At 37.8% G+C, this 18881-nt stretch carries 22 protein-coding genes; 10 read left to right on the top strand and 12 right to left on the bottom strand.

The genetic code is table 11. The features are described from left to right. Window positions 1-80: 80 nt before the first annotated feature. Both HHT355_RS11960 and HHT355_RS11955 read left to right on the top strand, forming a co-directional pair. Entirely contained in the window at window positions 81-398 is a 318-nt protein-coding gene (locus HHT355_RS11960) for a cyclic-di-AMP receptor (RefSeq protein WP_103203678.1), read from the top strand. 286 nt (window positions 399-684) lie between these two features. After that, window positions 685-1035 (top strand): hypothetical protein, encoded by a 351-nt coding sequence (locus HHT355_RS11955; RefSeq protein WP_242967670.1) that lies wholly within the window; start codon window positions 685-687, stop codon window positions 1033-1035. A 159-nt stretch (window positions 1036-1194) separates the two neighbouring features. Here the strand turns inward: HHT355_RS11955 and HHT355_RS11950 are convergent, their stop codons facing one another. From HHT355_RS11950 to HHT355_RS11920, 7 genes are all read right to left on the bottom strand, one after another. Then, on the bottom strand, window positions 1195-1581 hold the full coding sequence (locus HHT355_RS11950) for a Fur family transcriptional regulator (RefSeq protein WP_103203676.1): 387 nt from the start codon (window positions 1579-1581) through the stop codon (window positions 1195-1197). Window positions 1582-1664: 83 nt separating this feature from the next. Next, window positions 1665-2792: a trigger factor gene (gene tig / locus HHT355_RS11945; protein ID WP_103203675.1), complete on the bottom strand. Its 1128-nt coding sequence runs from the start codon at window positions 2790-2792 to the stop codon at window positions 1665-1667. A 353-nt stretch (window positions 2793-3145) separates the two neighbouring features. Then, a complete protein-coding gene (locus HHT355_RS11940; RefSeq protein ID WP_103203674.1) occupies window positions 3146-4894 on the bottom strand; it encodes an NADH-dependent [FeFe] hydrogenase, group A6 in 1749 nt (582 codons plus the stop codon). 13 nt (window positions 4895-4907) lie between these two features. Continuing rightward, window positions 4908-6698: an NADH-quinone oxidoreductase subunit NuoF gene (gene nuoF / locus HHT355_RS11935; protein ID WP_103203673.1), complete on the bottom strand. Its 1791-nt coding sequence runs from the start codon at window positions 6696-6698 to the stop codon at window positions 4908-4910. Window positions 6699-6715: 17 nt separating this feature from the next. Then, window positions 6716-7087, bottom strand: a complete 372-nt coding sequence (locus HHT355_RS11930) for a (2Fe-2S) ferredoxin domain-containing protein (protein WP_103203672.1) — start codon at window positions 7085-7087, stop codon at window positions 6716-6718. A gap of 55 nt (window positions 7088-7142) precedes the next feature. Then, window positions 7143-7700 carry an ATP-binding protein gene (locus tag HHT355_RS11925; RefSeq protein WP_103203671.1) on the bottom strand — a complete coding sequence of 186 codons (558 nt, stop codon included), beginning with the start codon at window positions 7698-7700 and terminating at the stop codon, window positions 7143-7145. Between the two features lie 8 nt (window positions 7701-7708). Beyond that, window positions 7709-8203: an NADH-quinone oxidoreductase subunit NuoE family protein gene (locus HHT355_RS11920; protein ID WP_103203670.1), complete on the bottom strand. Its 495-nt coding sequence runs from the start codon at window positions 8201-8203 to the stop codon at window positions 7709-7711. A gap of 300 nt (window positions 8204-8503) precedes the next feature. On the opposite strand from HHT355_RS11920, the gene HHT355_RS11915 reads away from it, so the two are divergent. The 7 genes from HHT355_RS11915 to asnS all read left to right on the top strand — a co-directional run bounded on the left by HHT355_RS11915 (window position 8504) and on the right by asnS (window position 13634). Next, window positions 8504-8683 carry a hypothetical protein gene (locus tag HHT355_RS11915; protein WP_103203669.1) on the top strand — a complete coding sequence of 60 codons (180 nt, stop codon included), beginning with the start codon at window positions 8504-8506 and terminating at the stop codon, window positions 8681-8683. A gap of 262 nt (window positions 8684-8945) precedes the next feature. Beyond that, window positions 8946-9299 (top strand): DRTGG domain-containing protein, encoded by a 354-nt coding sequence (locus HHT355_RS11910; RefSeq protein WP_103203668.1) that lies wholly within the window; start codon window positions 8946-8948, stop codon window positions 9297-9299. Then, on the top strand, window positions 9296-9727 hold the full coding sequence (locus tag HHT355_RS11905; RefSeq protein ID WP_103203667.1) for an ATP-binding protein: 432 nt from the start codon (window positions 9296-9298) through the stop codon (window positions 9725-9727). The genes HHT355_RS11910 and HHT355_RS11905 overlap by 4 nt, the downstream gene beginning before the upstream one ends. Window positions 9728-9758: 31 nt before the next feature. Continuing rightward, the gene (locus tag HHT355_RS11900; protein WP_103203666.1) at window positions 9759-11042 is read left to right on the top strand and encodes a [Fe-Fe] hydrogenase large subunit C-terminal domain-containing protein; all 1284 of its coding nucleotides are present in this window, start codon (window positions 9759-9761) and stop codon (window positions 11040-11042) included. Between the two features lie 23 nt (window positions 11043-11065). Next, window positions 11066-11401, top strand: a complete 336-nt coding sequence (locus HHT355_RS11895; protein WP_103203665.1) for a hypothetical protein — start codon at window positions 11066-11068, stop codon at window positions 11399-11401. Continuing rightward, on the top strand, window positions 11394-12116 hold the full coding sequence (locus HHT355_RS11890) for a PHP domain-containing protein (protein WP_103203664.1): 723 nt from the start codon (window positions 11394-11396) through the stop codon (window positions 12114-12116). The genes HHT355_RS11895 and HHT355_RS11890 overlap by 8 nt, the downstream gene beginning before the upstream one ends. A gap of 126 nt (window positions 12117-12242) precedes the next feature. Continuing rightward, window positions 12243-13634: an asparagine--tRNA ligase gene (gene asnS / locus HHT355_RS11885; RefSeq protein ID WP_103203663.1), complete on the top strand. Its 1392-nt coding sequence runs from the start codon at window positions 12243-12245 to the stop codon at window positions 13632-13634. 313 nt (window positions 13635-13947) lie between these two features. Here the strand turns inward: asnS and HHT355_RS11880 are convergent, their stop codons facing one another. The 4 genes from HHT355_RS11880 to HHT355_RS11865 all read right to left on the bottom strand — a co-directional run bounded on the left by HHT355_RS11880 (window position 13948) and on the right by HHT355_RS11865 (window position 17460). Beyond that, on the bottom strand, window positions 13948-14712 hold the full coding sequence (locus HHT355_RS11880; protein ID WP_103203662.1) for an HAD family hydrolase: 765 nt from the start codon (window positions 14710-14712) through the stop codon (window positions 13948-13950). 411 nt (window positions 14713-15123) lie between these two features. Then, entirely contained in the window at window positions 15124-15606 is a 483-nt protein-coding gene (locus tag HHT355_RS11875; RefSeq protein WP_103203661.1) for a QueT transporter family protein, read from the bottom strand. Window positions 15607-15884: 278 nt separating this feature from the next. Continuing rightward, window positions 15885-16643, bottom strand: a complete 759-nt coding sequence (locus HHT355_RS11870) for an Ig-like domain-containing protein (protein WP_103203660.1) — start codon at window positions 16641-16643, stop codon at window positions 15885-15887. Between the two features lie 157 nt (window positions 16644-16800). After that, the gene (locus tag HHT355_RS11865) at window positions 16801-17460 is read right to left on the bottom strand and encodes a DUF1048 domain-containing protein (protein ID WP_103203659.1); all 660 of its coding nucleotides are present in this window, start codon (window positions 17458-17460) and stop codon (window positions 16801-16803) included. Between the two features lie 168 nt (window positions 17461-17628). On the opposite strand from HHT355_RS11865, the gene HHT355_RS11860 reads away from it, so the two are divergent. Next, window positions 17629-17931, top strand: coding sequence for a phage holin family protein (locus HHT355_RS11860; protein WP_199179194.1), 303 nt, complete (start codon window positions 17629-17631; stop codon window positions 17929-17931). Between the two features lie 184 nt (window positions 17932-18115). Here the strand turns inward: HHT355_RS11860 and HHT355_RS11855 are convergent, their stop codons facing one another. Continuing rightward, window positions 18116-18655 carry a GNAT family N-acetyltransferase gene (locus HHT355_RS11855; RefSeq protein WP_103203657.1) on the bottom strand — a complete coding sequence of 180 codons (540 nt, stop codon included), beginning with the start codon at window positions 18653-18655 and terminating at the stop codon, window positions 18116-18118. Window positions 18656-18881 lie beyond the last annotated feature (226 nt).

The following is an 18881-nucleotide window of genomic DNA, read 5'->3' as shown; positions in this document are numbered from 1 at the left end:
TAATAAGCTTATAAAGATGGTAAATACATCAATACTGGCCTGTCTGCTTAACTGTGGACTTAAGAAAGGATGGGGGTTCCATGAAGCTGATCTATGTAATTGTTAGAAATATTGACAGCGGCGACGTTACGGCTGCTTTAAACAAAAAAGGCTACTATGTAACAAAGCTGGCGTCAACAGGCGGTTTTTTACGTGAAGGCAACACAACTTTAATGATAGGAACTGATGAAGACAAAGTTGATGAGGTAATTGAGATCGTAAAGAAGGCTTGTGGCCCCAGAAAGCAGGTTATATCTAGTCCTGTGGGAACAGGAGAATATTCATCCATGAATGTTGTGGTCAATGTCGGAGGAGCAACCATATTTGTTATGGATGTTGACCGCTTTGAAAAAATTTAATAAGCTAAGAATTAAAATGATATTATAACACATAGTACCGAATGCAGATAAAAGTCGGTACTATGTTTTTTTATTGCAATTTGTTGTATATGAAATAAGTTAAATATTAAGATATTTCTGAATGTTATATGATATATTTCCATTTGTTTGTTCTATTGACAATATATTATAATTTTTCTATACTTTAATACAGAAATATGCATATATATGGTATATATCAGGCTGTATAAAAACCGGTGGGAAGGAGCGGATTATTATATCGAATATAACAAGGCACCCGTTATTATTGTTGGATAACAGCAATGCCAACATCCTTTTTAATGAAGGCGAATACAAATGTACCACAATGACATTTGAAGAAGCCAGAGAAATAATTGGAATGTATGATAAAGACGAGATTATAGTATGTTTCAATCATCCTGACACCTATGATATCATCTTTAATTATATTGGTGTCCCGAAAAAAGACTATACATACAAACATATTCGCAATATGCGTGTAAACCAGGACGGCATCATATTTAAAATTTATATCACACCGTCTGAAACTCAGCCAATAATCCACGTTGACGGAGTAGAAGCAAAAAAGATTCAAAACGTTTATGTTTATTGCATGCATATTGTAAGGACCAAATAAGGAGTATAAGCCTTGTCTTAAATTTAATGACGGAAGTATCCCGGTAAAACGTATATTTTAAATATCAAAAAATCTGCTGTGTTTTTGCTTTAAAGACTTACGCAAAATCAGCAGATTTTTGATATCTAGCAAGTTCTTTTATTTCTCCTAAACGACCGATTAATTTATAATACAATCAGGACATTTCCCGTAAAAATAGGTTATATGTCCTTCTATTTTCCCGTTAAAATTTTTACCGGCAAGTTCATTAATATGGTCTATTGATTCGATTTCCAAATCCAATATTTTCTGACATTTGTTACACATAAAGTGGTAATGAGGTTTAGTTTTTGCATCAAAACGATCGCTGCCGTCTATACCATCCAGCTTTATAATCTCACCTTTTTCTGCCAGAAAATTCAAATTTCTATAAACGGTACCAAGACTAATATTTGGGTATTTTTCTCTGATTTTTAAATATATCATGTCGGCAGTAGGATGTTCTTTTGTCTGCATTAAATATTCTTTTATGGCTTCCCTTTGCCGGCTGTATTTTGTGACAGCCATTTTCATCAACTCCTAAACCTATTAACAATTAATAATAGTAATTATTATTATAATGATTTTACGGAGTTTCGTCAAGTTATTTACTATATTTCTACAGATTCCGCAACAAGAAAATCTATTACTTTTTCAAAAAGCATATCATCTTTAAGAGCTTCAACGTCTGCTTCTGCCAAAAATTCTTCGGCTGATTCATATCCGTAGTTTTCGGCATATTCCGTAACTTTAGCCTGGAATTCTTCGTCTGTAACTTCAATACCTTCTAAGCTGCTGATGGCTTTAATAACAAGTTCTCTGGTTGCCATGGTAGTCGAATAATACTGGACATCCTTCTCAAACTCTTCCATGGAATAGCCCGAAAGAGAAATAAAGCTTTCCAGGTCATATCCGTAACTTGCAGCTATATTGTTATAAATTGTCTTAAAATCATTGGCATAATATTCCACAAGATTTTCCGGCAAAGTAATTTCTGAATTTTTTATGACTGTATCATAAATATAATTTTCTTTTTGCTGCTGTATGGATTCTGCTTTTCTTTCGGTTAACTCCTGTAATAATTGATTTCTGTATGCTTCTTCGCTTTCAAAACCTAAGTCTTTGATAATATCCTCAGTCAATTCAAAGTATTGAATTTTATTTATAGTTACTTTAAATACAGCGGGTTCTCCTGCCAATTTGGTATAAGAATAATTTTCGGGAAAAACCACATTTACTTCTATTTCTTTGCTTAATTCAGCCCCGATAAGCTGTTCTTCAAAACCTTTTATAAAGGCGCCGGAGCCGATCGTAAGGTCATAGCCGTTTGCCGAACCGCCATCAAATGCTTCTCCGTTGTGGTAGCCTACAAAATCTATATTAACTGTATCACCGAGCCTTACAGGCCTGTCAGTGACTTCAACCGGAGTTGCACCGTAATCATAAAGTTCTTCCTGAATTGCAATATCCACATCTTCATCTGTAACTTCCAATTTCTCGGCTTTTACTTCTATACCCTTATATTGACCCAATTTTATATAGTCGTTAAAATCATAGTCTTCTTTAATAATCGGATTTTCTAAAGGTAATGTGTTTGTGTTGCCGCCTTCTTCATCAGTAACTGAGGGAGTAGGGGTTATGTCTGAATTGGCGTTATCGGCAGGGTCTTTTTTGCTGCATCCGATAACAATTAACATTATGCTGATGCATAAAATAATTATTCTCGATATTTTTTTCATATTTTAATCCTTTCTTTTAGCCGGAGGTATTAACTCCTATAATCAATTAATAAGCACTCTTTCATTTATAACATATTTATAAAAAAATATAAAGTATAAAAGTAAAAATAATATTGTATTTAATGTTATAAATTCCGATTGCTTCTAATAAAAGTTACAGATGAGTATAGTAAAAAATTAAAATTACCGCTTGATTAATTTTTTATCAATTATACAAAAAAGAAAGGAAAACTATTTAAAGGACGAAAAAATAACTTGATTATAAAAAGGTAAAATGACTATAACAGGCTCCAAGTCCGGTGTTTGGCATAAATCAAACCAAAGCACATGACACAGAGCCTGTTTATTTTTAATTAGTAATTATTTACGGTTCTCTTAACATATGATGTATGAAGTATATCATGAGCCTTGTGGCTTCCGGGTTTGCCTAAAAATTCATCATATAATTGTTTAATGGCAGGATTTTCATGGGATTTTCTTATGGTCATGGAAGAATCGATATCATACAAAGCTTTGGCTCTTAATGCTTTTATATCCACGGTATTTCTTACATAACCGGGCTGCTGAGGCTGACCGCCGCCGTTTACACATCCGCCGGGGCATCCCATGATTTCGATAAAGTGGTAGTTGGCCTTGCCGGACCTTATTTCATCCATAAGTATTTTTGCATTGCTAAGGCCGGAAGCTACCGCAACATTTATGTCCATACCGGCTACATGGTAAGTAGCCTTCTTAATTCCCTGGGTGCCTCTTACTTCAACGAAATCAGGGCTTGGAAGCTCTTCTTTGGTCAGAGTTTCCACGGCAGTTCTTAAAGCGGCTTCCATAACACCTCCGGTCGTTCCAAAAATTACTGCGGCACCGGTGGAACGTCCCAAAGGATCGTCAAATTCCTCATCGGGAAGTGACAGGAAGTTCAAGCCTACCCGGTCAATCATTCTTGCCAGTTCTCTTGTGGTTATAGCAATATCCACATCGGGAACACCGGCTGCATTCTGATGATCGCGGCCGATTTCAAATTTCTTTGCCGTACAAGGCATAACACTTACCATAACTATATTTTTAGGATCAAGTCCCATCTTTTGGGCATAATATGTCTTTGTTATTGCTCCGAACATCTGCTGAGGAGATTTACAGCTGGACAGATGATCAAGCAAATCGGGATAATAATGCTCGCAGTACTTAATCCAACCGGGGGAACAGGAGGTTATAAGAGGCAGAACTCCTCCGTTTTTAACACGGTCAATAAATTCGTTAGCTTCTTCCATAATGGTTAAGTCAGCCGCAAAATCGGTGTCAAATACCTTGTCAAAGCCAAGGCGCCTAAGGGCTGCAACCATTTTGCCCTGTACGTTGGTGCCTATAGGAAGGCCAAATTCCTCACCAAGTGCAGCACGAACGGCAGGAGCTGTCTGAACGATGACATATTTTTCGGGGTCGTTAAGTGCAGCAAATACCTGATCGGTATTATCCTTTTCATAAAGGGCACCGGTAGGACATACTGCTATACACTGGCCGCAGGATACGCAGCTTGTTTCACCAAGGCCCATATCGAAAGCACAGGCAATATTGGTATCAAATCCTCTTTCATTGGCTCCGATTACGCCGACTCCCTGAGTTTTTTCACATACAGCAACGCAGCGGCGGCAAAGGATACATTTATTATTGTCTCTTACCATATGGGCTGATGATGTATCCAGTTCATATTTGGTACGAAGGCCGTCATAAGTGCTTTCATCTTCAACTTTAAGGTCACGGCACAGCTTTTGAAGTTCGCAGTTACCGCTTCTTACGCAGGATAAGCATTTTCTGTCATGATTTGAAAGAATTAATTCCAGGGTTTTTCTGCGGGAAGCAAGGACTTTCGGTGTGTTGGTGTAAATTTCCATACCGTCGGAAACAGGATATACACAGGAAGCTACAAGGCTTCTTGCGCCTTTTACTTCAACTACGCAGATACGGCACGCACCGATTTCGTTTATTTCCTTTAAGTAGCAAAGGGTAGGTATCTCAATATGTGCCAGCCTGGCTGCTTCCAAGATGGTGGAACCCTTCGGAACATCTATGGATATACCATTTATTTTAACATTTACAGTTTCCATACTAACCTCCATTCTAGCGTTTCGAAATAGCGCCAAAGCGGCATTTTTCTATACATGCACCACACTTGACACACTTGCTCTGGTCTATGCTATGTGCTTCTTTAACTTTGCCGGAGATTGCGTTGTTCGGGCAGATTCTCGCACATAATGTACAACCTTTACATAACTCGGGATCAATTACATAAGACAACAGGGCCTTACATACACCGGCAGGACATTTTTTGTCGACAACGTGTGATACATATTCGTCTCTGAAGTATTTAATAGTGGATAATACCGGGTTTGGTGCGCTCTGTCCGAGTCCGCACAGGGAATTTTCTTTAATGTAATAGCACAGTTCTTCCAATTTATCTATATCTTCCAGGGTACCCTGGCCTTGTGTAATCTTATCGAGCATTTCATGGAGACGTTTGGTACCGATACGGCATGGAGTACATTTTCCGCAGGATTCGTCTACCGTAAACTCAAGGAAGAATTTTGCGATGTCAACCATACAGTTGTCTTCATCCATGACAATAAGTCCGCCGGATCCCATCATGGAACCAATGCTTATTAAGTTGTCGTAGTCAATCGGGATATCGAAATGTTCGGCAGGAATACATCCGCCGGAAGGTCCGCCAGTCTGTGCTGCCTTGAACTTCTTGCCGTTAGGAATACCTCCGCCGATTTCTTCTACGACTTCACGAAGGGTTGTTCCCATAGGTATTTCAACAAGACCGGTGTTGTTGATTTTTCCACCGAGAGCAAATACCTTGGTTCCTTTGGATTTTTCGGTACCCATGGAAGCAAACCATTCGGGACCGTTAAGTATAATTTGCGGAATGTTTGCATAAGTTTCTACGTTGTTAAGCAAAGTAGGTTTTCCGAACAATCCCTTTTGAGCGGGGAAAGGAGGACGGGGACGAGGTTCACCGCGGTTGCCTTCGATGGAAGTCATAAGGGCAGTTTCTTCACCGCAGACGAATGCTCCCGCACCAAGTCTAAGTTCTATATCAAAATCAAAGCCTGTACCGAATATATTTTTACCAAGCAAACCGTATTCTCTTGCCTGTTCTATAGCTATGCTAAGACGTTTAACAGCTATAGGATACTCGGCACGGACATAAATATATCCCTGATTTGCGCCGATGGCATAACCGGCTATAGCCATAGCTTCCAATACTACGTGAGGGTCGCCTTCCAGGATGGAACGGTCCATGAAAGCACCGGGATCGCCTTCGTCGGCGTTACAGCATACATATTTCTGATCGGCTTCGTTGGCTCTTGCCAGTTTCCATTTCAAACCGGTAGGGAAACCGCCGCCGCCTCTGCCTCTTAAACCGCTGTCGGTTATCATTTGAATAACCTGATCGGGAGTGTATTCTGTAAGTACTCTTCCGAGGGCTTCATAACCGCCGGTTGCAATATACTCGTCAATATTTTCCGGATTAATTACACCGCAGTTGCGAAGAGCAACTCTGTGCTGTTTTTTATAGAAGGCGGTTTCATTGATGGATGTAACTGTTCCTTCTTCGGTTTTTGTTTCGTCATAAACCAGTCTTTGTACGATACGGCCTTTTAAGAGATGTTCGTTAACGATTTCGGGAACATCTTCGGGTTTTACCATTGAATAAAAAGTTGCTTCGGGGTAAACAATAACGATGGGGCCTAAAGCACATAATCCGTGGCATCCGGTCTGGACAACTGCCACTTCATTCTTCAGGCCTGCTTTATTTATTTCCTCATTTAAGCATTCCAGGATCTTTGGGGTTCCGGAGGATGTACAGCCGGTTCCGCCGCAGACCAATACATGCGAACGATACATAATGTGACCTCCTTCAGTTATCCGATCATTTCGGAAATGGTGTATTCTTTCACTATCTGACCACGGATAATATGCTTTTCAAGCACTTCCAGGGCTTTTTCCGGTGTCATTTTAACGTACGTTACTTTTTCTTTACCGGGTTCTATTACTTCGACTATGGGCTCATATTTGCATAAGCCTATACATCCGGTCTGTGTAACAGTAACATTCTTTAATCCCTTTTCCTGTACGGCATCGGAAAGGGCAACAAGTACAGGTCTGGCACCACTGGCAATACCGCAGGTAGCCATTCCCACTACTATACGGGTCTGGTTGCCGTCTTCTTTACGAAGGCCCATTTGTGCCTGCATATTTGCACGGATTGCTCTCAGCTCTTCTAGAGATTTCATCTGCTTTCCTCCTATTTATTTTAAAATATAAACGTTGTTTATATGATTGTTTCAGTTAAAATATAATGCCGCCATCCACTTCCCTATGATTTTGCGTCAGATAATCCCGGATAAATCCGGCAACTTCAGGTGTATCAAAGGGAATATCACCTAAAATTTCGCGGAATTTTCTCGTGTCCAGTTGAAATTCCTTGCCGTCAACCTCATAAATATATAAAAAATCAATACTCTGGTTTGCCAGCAATAAGGTGTAAATTGTAGAGCAAATATCTCCCAGTGGCATTCGGTCAATATGGGTAAGTCCAAATGAAGCATAAACAACAGTTTTTATACCGGGTATGGATTCAATCTTAAATATCCCGCCTGTAATTTCTGCGGCCTGTTTTAAGAAAGGAATGCCAAGTCCGATATTTCTTGTGTTGCGGGTAGTAAAGAAAGGATCTTCAACTTTGGAAAGAAGTTCTTCCGGTATGCCGTGGCCGTTATCGGTTATTTTGATAATCAGAACGTCCTCTTTCTTATGTATGCGAACTTCTATCGTTATCAAATCGGCCTTGGCCCGTATGGAGTTGTTGACTATATCCAAAATATTTAAAGACAACTCGGGAAGCATAATTACTCTTACTCGTATTTTGCAAGAATTTTTTCAACATCGTCTGCCGTTATTTTTCCATATACATCGTCATTTATGGTAATAACAGGAGCCAATCCGCATGCTCCGATGCAGCGGCAGGATTCGAGCGAGAATTTTCTGTCAGGGGTGCATTCTCCGTCAGATATTTTCAGTACTTCCTGAAGTTTGTTAAATATATCACCTGCACCTTTTACATAGCAAGCCGTTCCGAGACAAACAGATATTTTATATTTTCCTTTAGGATTAAGCGCAAACTGGGAATAAAAGGTTGCGATACCATATATTTTTTCCAGCGGAATGCCCATTTCATCCGAAATAATTGACTGAACTTCAATCGGCAGATAACCGTATATTTCTTGAGCTTTCTGCATTATGGGCATTAGCGCGTCTTTGTCATTTTTATGTTCTGCTATAACTTTAAGCAGCGCTTCTTTTTGCTCGCTTGTTCCGGTAAAAGGCACCGTACTTTGTTTCATACCCATTATATAACCTCCTATAATTTTTTATCAGGCCAAAACATAATCATTATAGCATATTATTGTTAAAAAATCTACAAAAATTATAAACAATGATAGAGAATAAATTTCCATTCTAATATGCAAGATGCATAAAGCGACATAAAATACGAGGCCACAATTCTACATAAGGAATAAAAGGGGGTATTTATAAAATTATCAATGATTGTAAATGTAAAAAAGTTGTATTATAATATTAACGCACTTAATACTGGTTTATTACTTAGAATTCTCTGAATTTTCATATTTATAGAAGGGTAGGAATTTATGAGCAGTGTACTTCCGGACAACTTTAAAGAGAAAGTTAAAGATTTGCCATGCAGTCTGCTGCAGGTGGCATTGGATGATGAACTGACAATAGTGTCTGCAAATGACGCTTTTTTTAATCTTATTGACTATAAAGCGGATATATGGCCCAAATCCATATTTAAGCTTGTTTATATGTAAGTATCGGAATTGCTTTTGCTTTGGGTAAATCTGATTATGGTACGACAATTACAAATGCCAAGTCTGCCTTGGCAATAGCAAAGAAAAATTACGGAAATTCGTTTGAGGTTTTTTATCCATCGGTTACAAGTAACTCTTAAATTCGCCCGCTCTGATTTGTATAATACAGGAAAGATAAAACCGGCATTTTAATTAATATAATATTTTAGAATTTAATAAAACAACCTTACTTAAAAATAGAGATAGGAGAGGATAAATATATATGACCGTTAAAGAAATAAGGGAAGCTTTAGGCGCTAAGTTTATTTGCGGGGAAGAATTTCAGGACAGGGAAGTTCATTCGGCTTGCGGAGCAGACATGATGAGCGATGTCCTTGCCTTTATGAAGGAAAAGTCGGTTTTGCTTACGGGATTATGCAATCCGCAGGTAATTCGTACAGCAGAAATGATGGATGTTGTATGCATTGTTTTTGTCAGAGGGAAAATGCCTGACGAAACTATGATTGAAATGGCAAAAGAAAGGGAGATCGTCCTTCTTTCTACCGGGCACAGGATGTTTACTGCTTGTGGTATATTATATGAAAAGGGGCTCCGCGGAGGTGCTCCTTGTCAATGAACGAAAAAATTGTTCTAAGATACGAGGTTGACCCCAATGATTTTACCAGAGCCGGTGAAGCTTCCAGTAATGTTAAAAGAAGGCTGAAACTATTGGGTGTCGATCCGGATATCGTAAGAAAGGTTGCCATATCCTTGTATGAGGGTGAAATTAATATGGTTATCCATTCTTACGGCGGCATAATCGAAGTAATAATATCACCCGAGGAAATAGAGATGATACTGACAGACAAAGGGCCCGGAATTGAAGATATCGAACTGGCCATGCAGGCCGGCTATTCTACCGCGCCGGATAACATAAGAAACTTAGGTTTCGGTGCGGGAATGGGGCTTCCCAATATGAAAAAATACTCGGATGAATTTAATATAGAGAGTACGGTGGGAGTAGGTACAACGGTCAAAATGAAGGTCTTTATACCGAAAGAATAAAGACCGATGATTTAATAAAGGGAGCGAGGGCATGAGTGAATTTTTTACTTCGGTATTATTAAAAAAAGAATTATGTAAAGGATGCATAAACTGCATTAAAAGGTGTCCTACACAAGCTATACGGGTAAGGGACGGCAAGGCTTTTATAATCAAAGAATTCTGTATTGACTGCGGGGAATGTATAAGGATATGTCCTCACCATGCCAAGGTAGCTACATATGACTCCCCGGACATAATGAAAAAATTTGAATATAATGTGGCTCTTCCCGCACCGTCATTATACGGACAGTTCAATAATTTGGACGATGTAAATATTGTGCTCACAGCCCTTAAAAAAATGGGGTTTGACGATGTGTATGAAGTTAGCAGTGCCGCAGAACTGGTCTCGGAAATGACCAGAAAATATGTGGCGGAAAATGAAGACAAGTGGCCTGTAATCAGTACCGCCTGCCCTACTGTGGTGCGGTTAATTCAGATCAGATTCCCTAATCTTATAGATCATCTTCTGCCTATATATGCACCGGTGGATTTGGCAGCCATAAATGCCAGAAATAAGGCAATGAAAGAGACCAACCTTCCATCGGAAAAAATAGGGATTATATTTATATCGCCCTGTCCGGCAAAAGTAACTGCGGTAAAGTCCCCTATCGGTATAAAAAAGAGTGAAATTGACGGTGTTTTGGCTATGAAAGAAATATACCCCATGCTCCTACCGTATATGAAAGAGAGTGTCAATAAGGTTGAGGATTTGGGAAAATCGGGTAGGATCGGAATAGGATGGGGCAGTACCGGAGGAGAAGCCGGAGCGTTGCTTACGGATAATTACCTGGCGGCAGACGGGATAGAAAATGTGATCCGGGTTTTGGAGGATCTTGAGGATCAGAAATTTGAAAGGCTGGAATTTGTTGAACTTAACGCCTGTGCAGGCGGATGTGTGGGCGGGGTTCTTACGGTTGAAAACCCTTATCTTGCCAAGGTTAAGCTTAAGCGTTTAAGAAAATACCTTCCCGTAGCCTGTTCCCATCTTGATACCGAAGAAAGTGCAGATGCTTTTTGGACTGAAGATGTACCATATGAACCTGTCTTTAAATTAGGAAAGAATATGAGAGAAAGTATAAATAAAATGGCTAAGGTGGAAGAACTTATGCACAAATTTCCCGGGCTGGACTGCGGTTCATGCGGTGCACCTACATGTAAAGCGTTGGCTGAGGATATAGTCCGCGGAGTGGCAAAAGAAGAAGACTGCATACATATTCTGAGGGATTATATTCACAAGTTGTCTGATGAGTTGTCCAGATTTGACAAGAAAAAGTAAAAACAGACTACCAAGGAGGAAATATGACCGTAGAAGAACTGATAAAATCTGAGGAATTTGAAGTATTAAATAAAGGCAGTAATTTAAACAGGGAGATAGCCGTGCCGTATTGCTGTGACCTGCTTAGCATTGCCATGAGCAAGATGCCCCAGGATGCCGCATGGGTTACGGTAATGGCAAATATCAATACTTTGGCTGTGGCATCTTTAGCCGATGCAGCATGTGTCATTCTGGCAGAAGGAAGCAGGCTTGATACAGCCGCAGCACTAAAAGCAAAAGAACAGGGCATAACGGTTTTGTATACTAACCTGCCGGTTTTTGAAGCTGCCCTGAAAATTTATAACAGGATTAATGTATAAACTGGCCTACGACCTTCATATTCATTCCTGCCTGTCTCCCTGCGGCAATGAGGATATGACTCCCGCCAATATAGTTAATATGGCAAAAATCATAGGACTGGATCTAATTGCCGTAACAGACCACAATACCTGTAAAAACTGTCCGGCGGTTTACTCTTATGCCCAGAAAAACAATATAATTGTTGTTCCCGGAATGGAGTTATGCACTATGGAAGAAGTCCATGTGCTTTGTTTTTTTTCTGATTTAAAAAAAGCCATGGCCTTTGATACTTTTGTGTATGACAGGTTAATTAAGGTTCCGAATAATGAAAAGATATTCGGAAAACAGGAAATATATAACGAAGACGATATAAAAATCGGGGAAGAACCGTATTTGCTAATCAATGCTACAGACATAACCTTTGATAATTTGGATAAATTAATGAAAGAATATGATGGGGTGTATATTCCTGCCCATGTGGACAAAACATCAACCAGCCTTATATCCAACTTGGGCTTTGTTCCTCCCGACGCGGATTTTAAATGTGCTGAGATTAAAGACGCAGATAAAGAAAAAGATTTAAAAATTAAACATCCCTATTTTAATAAATGCAATATAATATATAATTCCGATGCTCATACCCTGGGAGAAATCAACGAGGCTGTCAATTTTATTGAAGTTAAAGAAAAAACCCACGGGGCGGTACTGGAAGCCCTGGTTAAAACGGCAGGATAAACCTGAATTTGAAACTTAAGAATTGCTTGTAATCTTGAAATCTTATGTTATAATATCAGGATAAGCAGATTGGAATTGGCAATTTAAGCTATTATATAAAAATCTTAAGTAAAAAGGAGTTTGACTATGGAATTAGTAGAAGTCAGGGAATTATACCGTAATAAAGAAGAGTATATCGGCAAAAGAATAACAGTCGGAGGCTGGATACGCAGCGTCAGAGATTCCAAATCTTTCGGATTCATTGTACTGCATGACGGAACTTGTTTTGAAACGCTGCAGGTAGTATATCACGATAATTTAAATAATTTTGCCGAGATTTCAAAATTAAATGTGGGCTCTTCGATTATAGTAACCGGACAGCTTGTGGAAACTCCCCAGGCGAAGCAACCTTTTGAAATTCAGGCAGAGGAAGTAATTATCGAAGGTTATTCGTCTCCCGATTATCCTCTACAGAAGAAAAAGCACTCCTTGGAATTTTTAAGGACCATCACCCATTTAAGACCCAGGACAAATACCTTCCAGGCCGTATTTCGTGTGCGTTCTTTGCTATCCTATGCCATTCATAAGTTTTTCCAGGAAAGAGGCTTTGTATATGTGCATACCCCTATTATAACCGGCAGCGATTGCGAGGGTGCAGGTGAAATGTTCAGGGTTACCACTTTGGATCTTGATAATCTGCCTCTTACCGAGGACGGCAAAGTGGACAACTCTCAGGACTTTTTCGGCAAACCCACGAACCTTACGGTAAGCGGACAGCTTAACGGTGAAACTTATGCTTTGGCCTTCAAAAAGATCTATACTTTCGGGCCTACTTTCCGTGCCGAGAATTCCAATACAACCCGCCATGCGGCAGAATTTTGGATGATTGAACCTGAAGTGGCCTTTGCCGATTTGAACGATAACATGAGACTGGCTGAGGATATGCTTAAATATATTATTAACTATGTGCTTGAGAATGCACCTAAGGAAATGGAGTTCTTTAACCAGTTTATTGATAACGGCTTGCTGGACAGGCTTAATAATGTAGTAAATTCCGAATTTGCTCATGTGACATATACCGATGCTATCGAAATATTAAAGAAAAACAATGATAATTTTGATTATAAAGTTTTCTGGGGCTGTGACCTGCAGACTGAACATGAACGTTACCTTACTGAACAGGTATTTAAAAAACCTGTTTTTGTAACCGACTATCCTAAGGATATAAAGGCTTTCTATATGAAACTGAATGAGGACAACAAGACCGTGGCTGCTATGGACCTTTTAGTTCCCGGCATCGGTGAAATCATAGGTGGAAGCCAGAGAGAAGACGATTATGAAAAGCTTCTTAAACGCATGGATGAAATGGGATTAAGCAGAGAAGACTATGAATTCTATCTTGACTTAAGGAAGTTCGGTTCGGTAAGGCATTCGGGATTTGGCCTCGGATTTGAACGTTGTGTCATGTATCTGACCGGTATGAGCAATATCCGTGACGTAATACCGTTCCCCAGAACCGTAAACCACTGTGAATTATAATCAAGATTTTTCCGTAGTCAGCGTCGTACTAAACAGATAAGATATAGAATAGTTATTTTTATTTAAAATACAGCAATATTACATCAATATAATACAATTTTAAATTAAATAATATATAGGGAAGGTTCCTTTATAGATATACCTTCCCTTTTTGATTTACTTAAAATATTAAAATATAAATATTAAAATAAACGTTTTAAAGAATATGAGATTTAGGTTACAGCGCGCACATACAGCTAATAAACATTAAGGTTATGTATTAAAAATTATTATAAGTGTAATTTTTATTCCTATTATAATTTTAGAAAGATATTTAAGGCTTCAGTTGTTCAAGAACCTGTATAAGTTCTCTCCAATCGGTTATATGCAAATAGTCACAATCGGGTGGGATGTTGTCTGTCTTGTTCAAATAAAAACATTCAAGGCTGCTTTCATACCATACAGGAAACATGCCGACATTTGAAGCTCCTATAATATCGGCCCGTATATTGTCACCGCAAAACCAAACTTCCTGCGGCTTTAAACCGGCTTTTTTTAAGGCAAGCTCAAAAAGCAGCCTGTTGGGTTTGCGGTAAACGTATTCACTGGAAGCTATAATAAATTCAAATTTATTATGGGGTATCAGGCGGTTAATCCTTTCGGCAAGAGTATCTCCAGAAAATGAGATATTGCTTATAACACCGCTTCTGATGCCTCTTTTATTTATATAAGTTATAACTTCGTCTATATAAGGCATTATAACACCGGGAGATGAATTATCCCAATAAATTTTTTCCGTTTCTTTCGGTGATAAGGCCAGTTCGATTTCCAGATATTCATAAACTAAATTTTGATACTTCTGATTGTAGATTTCTATATCACGCTCTTTTGAAAAACCGATGAGATCTCTATACAATTTGCGGGCAAATTCGTTTACTTCCGATACGGTTAGGTTTTTTGGGTTTTTTATGGCGTGGGCCATAACAGCCTGGGTTCCCTTTATGCTGTCAAAAGCCTGTTCATAAATGAGGGTATGCCCATAGTCAAATATAATCATCTTTGGCATGGTAAGGTTGTTTATATTTTTATATACGCCCATAAATATTATCTTCCCCCTTTAATTAAAGGTATGTTAAAACTGCCGGTTAATTAACTGAAAAATTCAAATAATTTTATAAAAATTGAGGTAATTATAACATAAAGCCTTATATCCTGCAAATCACCAAGGATTTGGAGAATCCTTTGCCATATAATTTAAGATTTGCTTTTGACGTTAAAACATATGGGTGAAGTCAAAATATCAAATGAATCAATAAATAACCGGTAGACATTGAAAGACATATAAAAAACTGCCGTGACGGGAGTTAAAGTATGACATAGAGTCAGGCAATAACATCCGGTCACGGCATTATTTTTACTGATAAGCAGTAAGTATTTAAGAATATAAACTCATTTTAACAGATTAAAAGTTAATAATATATGCCAAACGGCCTATAGCATTAGGCTCTAATTAATTGTTTTTAAAGATTACATATCTTACTTTTTCCAAAGCAAACAATAAAATCATTCCTATTATCCCTGCAGAAACCAACTGGCCTAATCCCACGGTACACATCATAAGAGGGATGGGATCAGCTTCGAAATATGCATACTTTAATACAAAGGGAACAACTATGGCATTTACCACTATAGGGGGAATAGGAACCAGGTATTTATTGAACCTTAATACATAAGAAAGTATGGCTGCTATTAGGGTTGCCAGGGTTCCGAAAATAATATCCAGGATATCCGCTCTAAAAAGGATATTGCTTAATAAACACCCAATGGTAACGCCCGGTATGGCAGCAGGGGTAAAGTAGGGAAGAACCGTAAGCGCTTCTGCTATACGAAATTGTATCGGCCCGAAACTGGAATACTGAAATACAAAGACCAATACGGTGTAAATTGCGGCAATTACGGCTGCCTGTGTTAAGTACAAAGTTTTCTTGTTCATATTAATTCTCCTTTAGTTTTGTTTTACGTCAGGAAGGTCTCGAACTGACAAATAGTATAATAAAATTAATTAAGTATTTTGTAAAGGTATAATTTAAGGAATCTTGACATCTGTCAAACAACAGACATAATAAAGGCTAATTTTTGTTAAAACAGGACCGATTCTAAAACTTATAAGTAATGTTATACAAAATTAAATGTGAACTGCACACCAATGTTAAAAAACAAGGAAATGCAGTTCACACTTTACGAGAGATCTTGATTTACTAATAATAAGGCTTAGTCAATGCTAAGCAAAATTTCACCGGTAGCATTGTCGATAATAGTAATATTGCATATTCTGTCTTCCGGATCTATCAGGTTAATGGCCTGTATGGTGTCGCTTGCCAATCCGAAATAAATAACGGCAAATAAAGGTGCTAGTGGAGAACTTTCAAAAACATCTTTGTCAGTATATAATTTGATATTTTTAAACAGTTTATCGGTTTTTACATCGGTAAAAATACCTTTAAGATTATCATCTGCTATGAGGGATATAGCATAATCTTTATAATTATTTTTAATTTCTTTGACCATTTCAAGTCTGTCGGTTTCGTATATGGTTACCGCAATATGTTCGTCATCGTATTCTTTTATATTTAAAATTTTCAGATTGTCACCATAGAAAGTTTTTGCGTAATCCTCTAAGGACATATCTTCCGTTAAAAATGCGGTAAAAATTATATCGGCTTTTTTACCGCTTATAACGGTTACATTGCATTTGTATGTCTTATTTTTGTATGTAGCTATAATGGTGGCTTTTCCTTCCTTTACCGCCTTTACTTTCCCTTTTGATGACACAGTGGCAACCGATTTTTTGCTGCTAGACCATTTTACGGTTCCCGATGCGCCTTTTAATTTTAAGGTATAGGATTCGCCTTCATGCAGTTCAAGTTTGGTTTTATTCAGTTTAATTGTTGTGGCTGCGGATGCGGTTGCAGGACTTATAAGAGGAATGCACAAGGCAAGAATCAAAATGAATGAAATAAATTTTTTCATAACAGTCTCCTTTCATCAGGCTGATTTAATAAGTAAATTATATTGCATATAGATAACACTGTCAAAATAAACCCTGCATGGTACAAAATTCATATATGTATACCGAAGGGGAATTTTAACCTGTGTTAATTTTCGGTTTATCTGCCGGTTTACATTTTTACACTGAAAGATAACGTTTTTTTAATTTAGTCTTTATAATTGAAATACATAATGCCACTATAATAAATATTGTTGAAGCAACGAATAGGGTTATAAACACTGAAAAAGGAATTTGGACCAATGTTACGCTGCCGTAGGGTATATGTTCACGAAAAATTATCAGGAGAGTTAACAGGAAAGTTAGCATAAAGTTTAAATATCTGTATATATCCGGCTTAAAAAAGAAGTATCTTTTACATAAGCCACGTATAAATTCAGTTAATAAAACCGATAAAGGAATAATTAACTGATTTACGATAAAAGGCAAAGGAGCTCCTTTATGGATTTCATTTGGCATGTTATCTATAAATATTAAAAATAAAGCAAGCCATAAAAGCGCAGCAATATATGATACCAACTTTTTGACTTTGCTGCCTGTGTCAATCATTTTAAGGGCATATTTTTTTATATCGGAACCGATCACTTCTGTTAAGGGTTTGCCTTCCTTTTGTGCAGCAAGAAAATTATCAAGAATTCGGTGCAGAGCTATTTGAACATCTATGCTTTGTCTTGGATAGCTATTAACATAAAACTTTTCTATAGACATGAAAGCTTTTTCATATTCCCCTTTTAGCTGATGTTTGCTTTCTATATATTGTATGCTTTTTAAGTAGCTCATCATGTTCTCCCTATCTACTTAAATAAGGTATATATGTAAGTTACCATCAACAATTTACTATGTCAAGCAAATATTAGATAATATTGGTATTTGCATAAGAAAACAAGCATATCTATTTAATAGACAAGGTAAAAGCCTGTTGGGACTGTAATTTAAGGGGGTATCCGAATGGAGTTTTTGGCAAGATATGTAGTATTGGTGGTACTGGGAATTTGTTTATGCTTAGGATATATTATAAAGCACAGTATTTCTTTTATACCCAATAAATACATACCTCTTATAATGGGTATTACGGGTGTCATATTGAACTTGTGGATAAACGGATGGCAGTTTACGCCGGAGATTTTGCTTGGTGGTCTTGCTAGCGGGCTTGCTTCAACCGGCACCCATGAACTAATAAGGCATTTAATACCAAATAACGGACAGGAAAGTATGCCTGACACCAATACTTCGGCAGGTAAAAATAATTGATTATTAGTTTAAAAAGAGTCGGCCTAAAAGCCCGGAATTATATTACAATTTAATAACGGAGACCCGAAAAAAATGTATTATGTTGATTAATCAAATTTAGAAAAAGGTACGGCCAGATCGGTATTCTGTCAGTACCTTTTTTAATATATTAATATTTTTATATAAGTATAAGTATTGTGTTATATCAGCCATATAATTTTTCCCATTCTTCTTTAGTCATGGAGTAGCATACCACATCATAAATATTACCGTTATATATCCTGGCACAATATCTTAAGGTCCCTTCATAAGCAAAACCGCATTTTTCAATGACCCTTTTTGATCTGATATTAAAAGGATAATGGCGGATCGTAACCATGTATAGGCCTAAATCGGTAAAGGCATATTTTAGAACAGCTTTGGCTGCTTCTGTTGTAATACCTCGGCCCCAATAGTCTTCCGACAGTACATATCCCATCATTTTGACATTGTCGATAGACCTGAAAACGTCATTATGCAAGCCTATTGAGCCTATTACTTTATTGTTTTCTTTCCATACGATGGCCAATACTTCGTCATTTTCCATAAAATCCTTTAATATGGCTTTCGATTCATCCGGACTTTCATGGGGCTTCCATCCCGCATTCGGTCCGACATTTGGGCTTTGGGCATACTCATATAAATCATCCAGGTCCGTTTCTGTAAAAGGCCTTAATATAAGCCGTTCGGTTTCAATAGTTTTCATGGCAATCACCTTCCGGATATTTTTGAAGATTATACAGATATATGCCGCATAAGTCAAGAATTAGTACTGAATACAAGTATTAAACAGCCAGAATGAATGTTCGCGGTTTCCTTGATGTTTGTTCTTAGGCTGTGTTATAATTTAAATTATAAACATATAATTAATCATTTCGGTAAAAGATATTTTGAAATATTAATTAAACATATCGGGAGAATTTATTAACATA

Source organism: Herbinix hemicellulosilytica (genome assembly GCF_002904165.1).
Classification (GTDB): domain Bacteria; phylum Bacillota; class Clostridia; order Lachnospirales; family Lachnospiraceae; genus Mobilitalea; species Mobilitalea hemicellulosilytica.
Note: the sequence above shows the minus strand (reverse complement) of the source record. Positions and strands in the feature narration are given on the sequence as shown.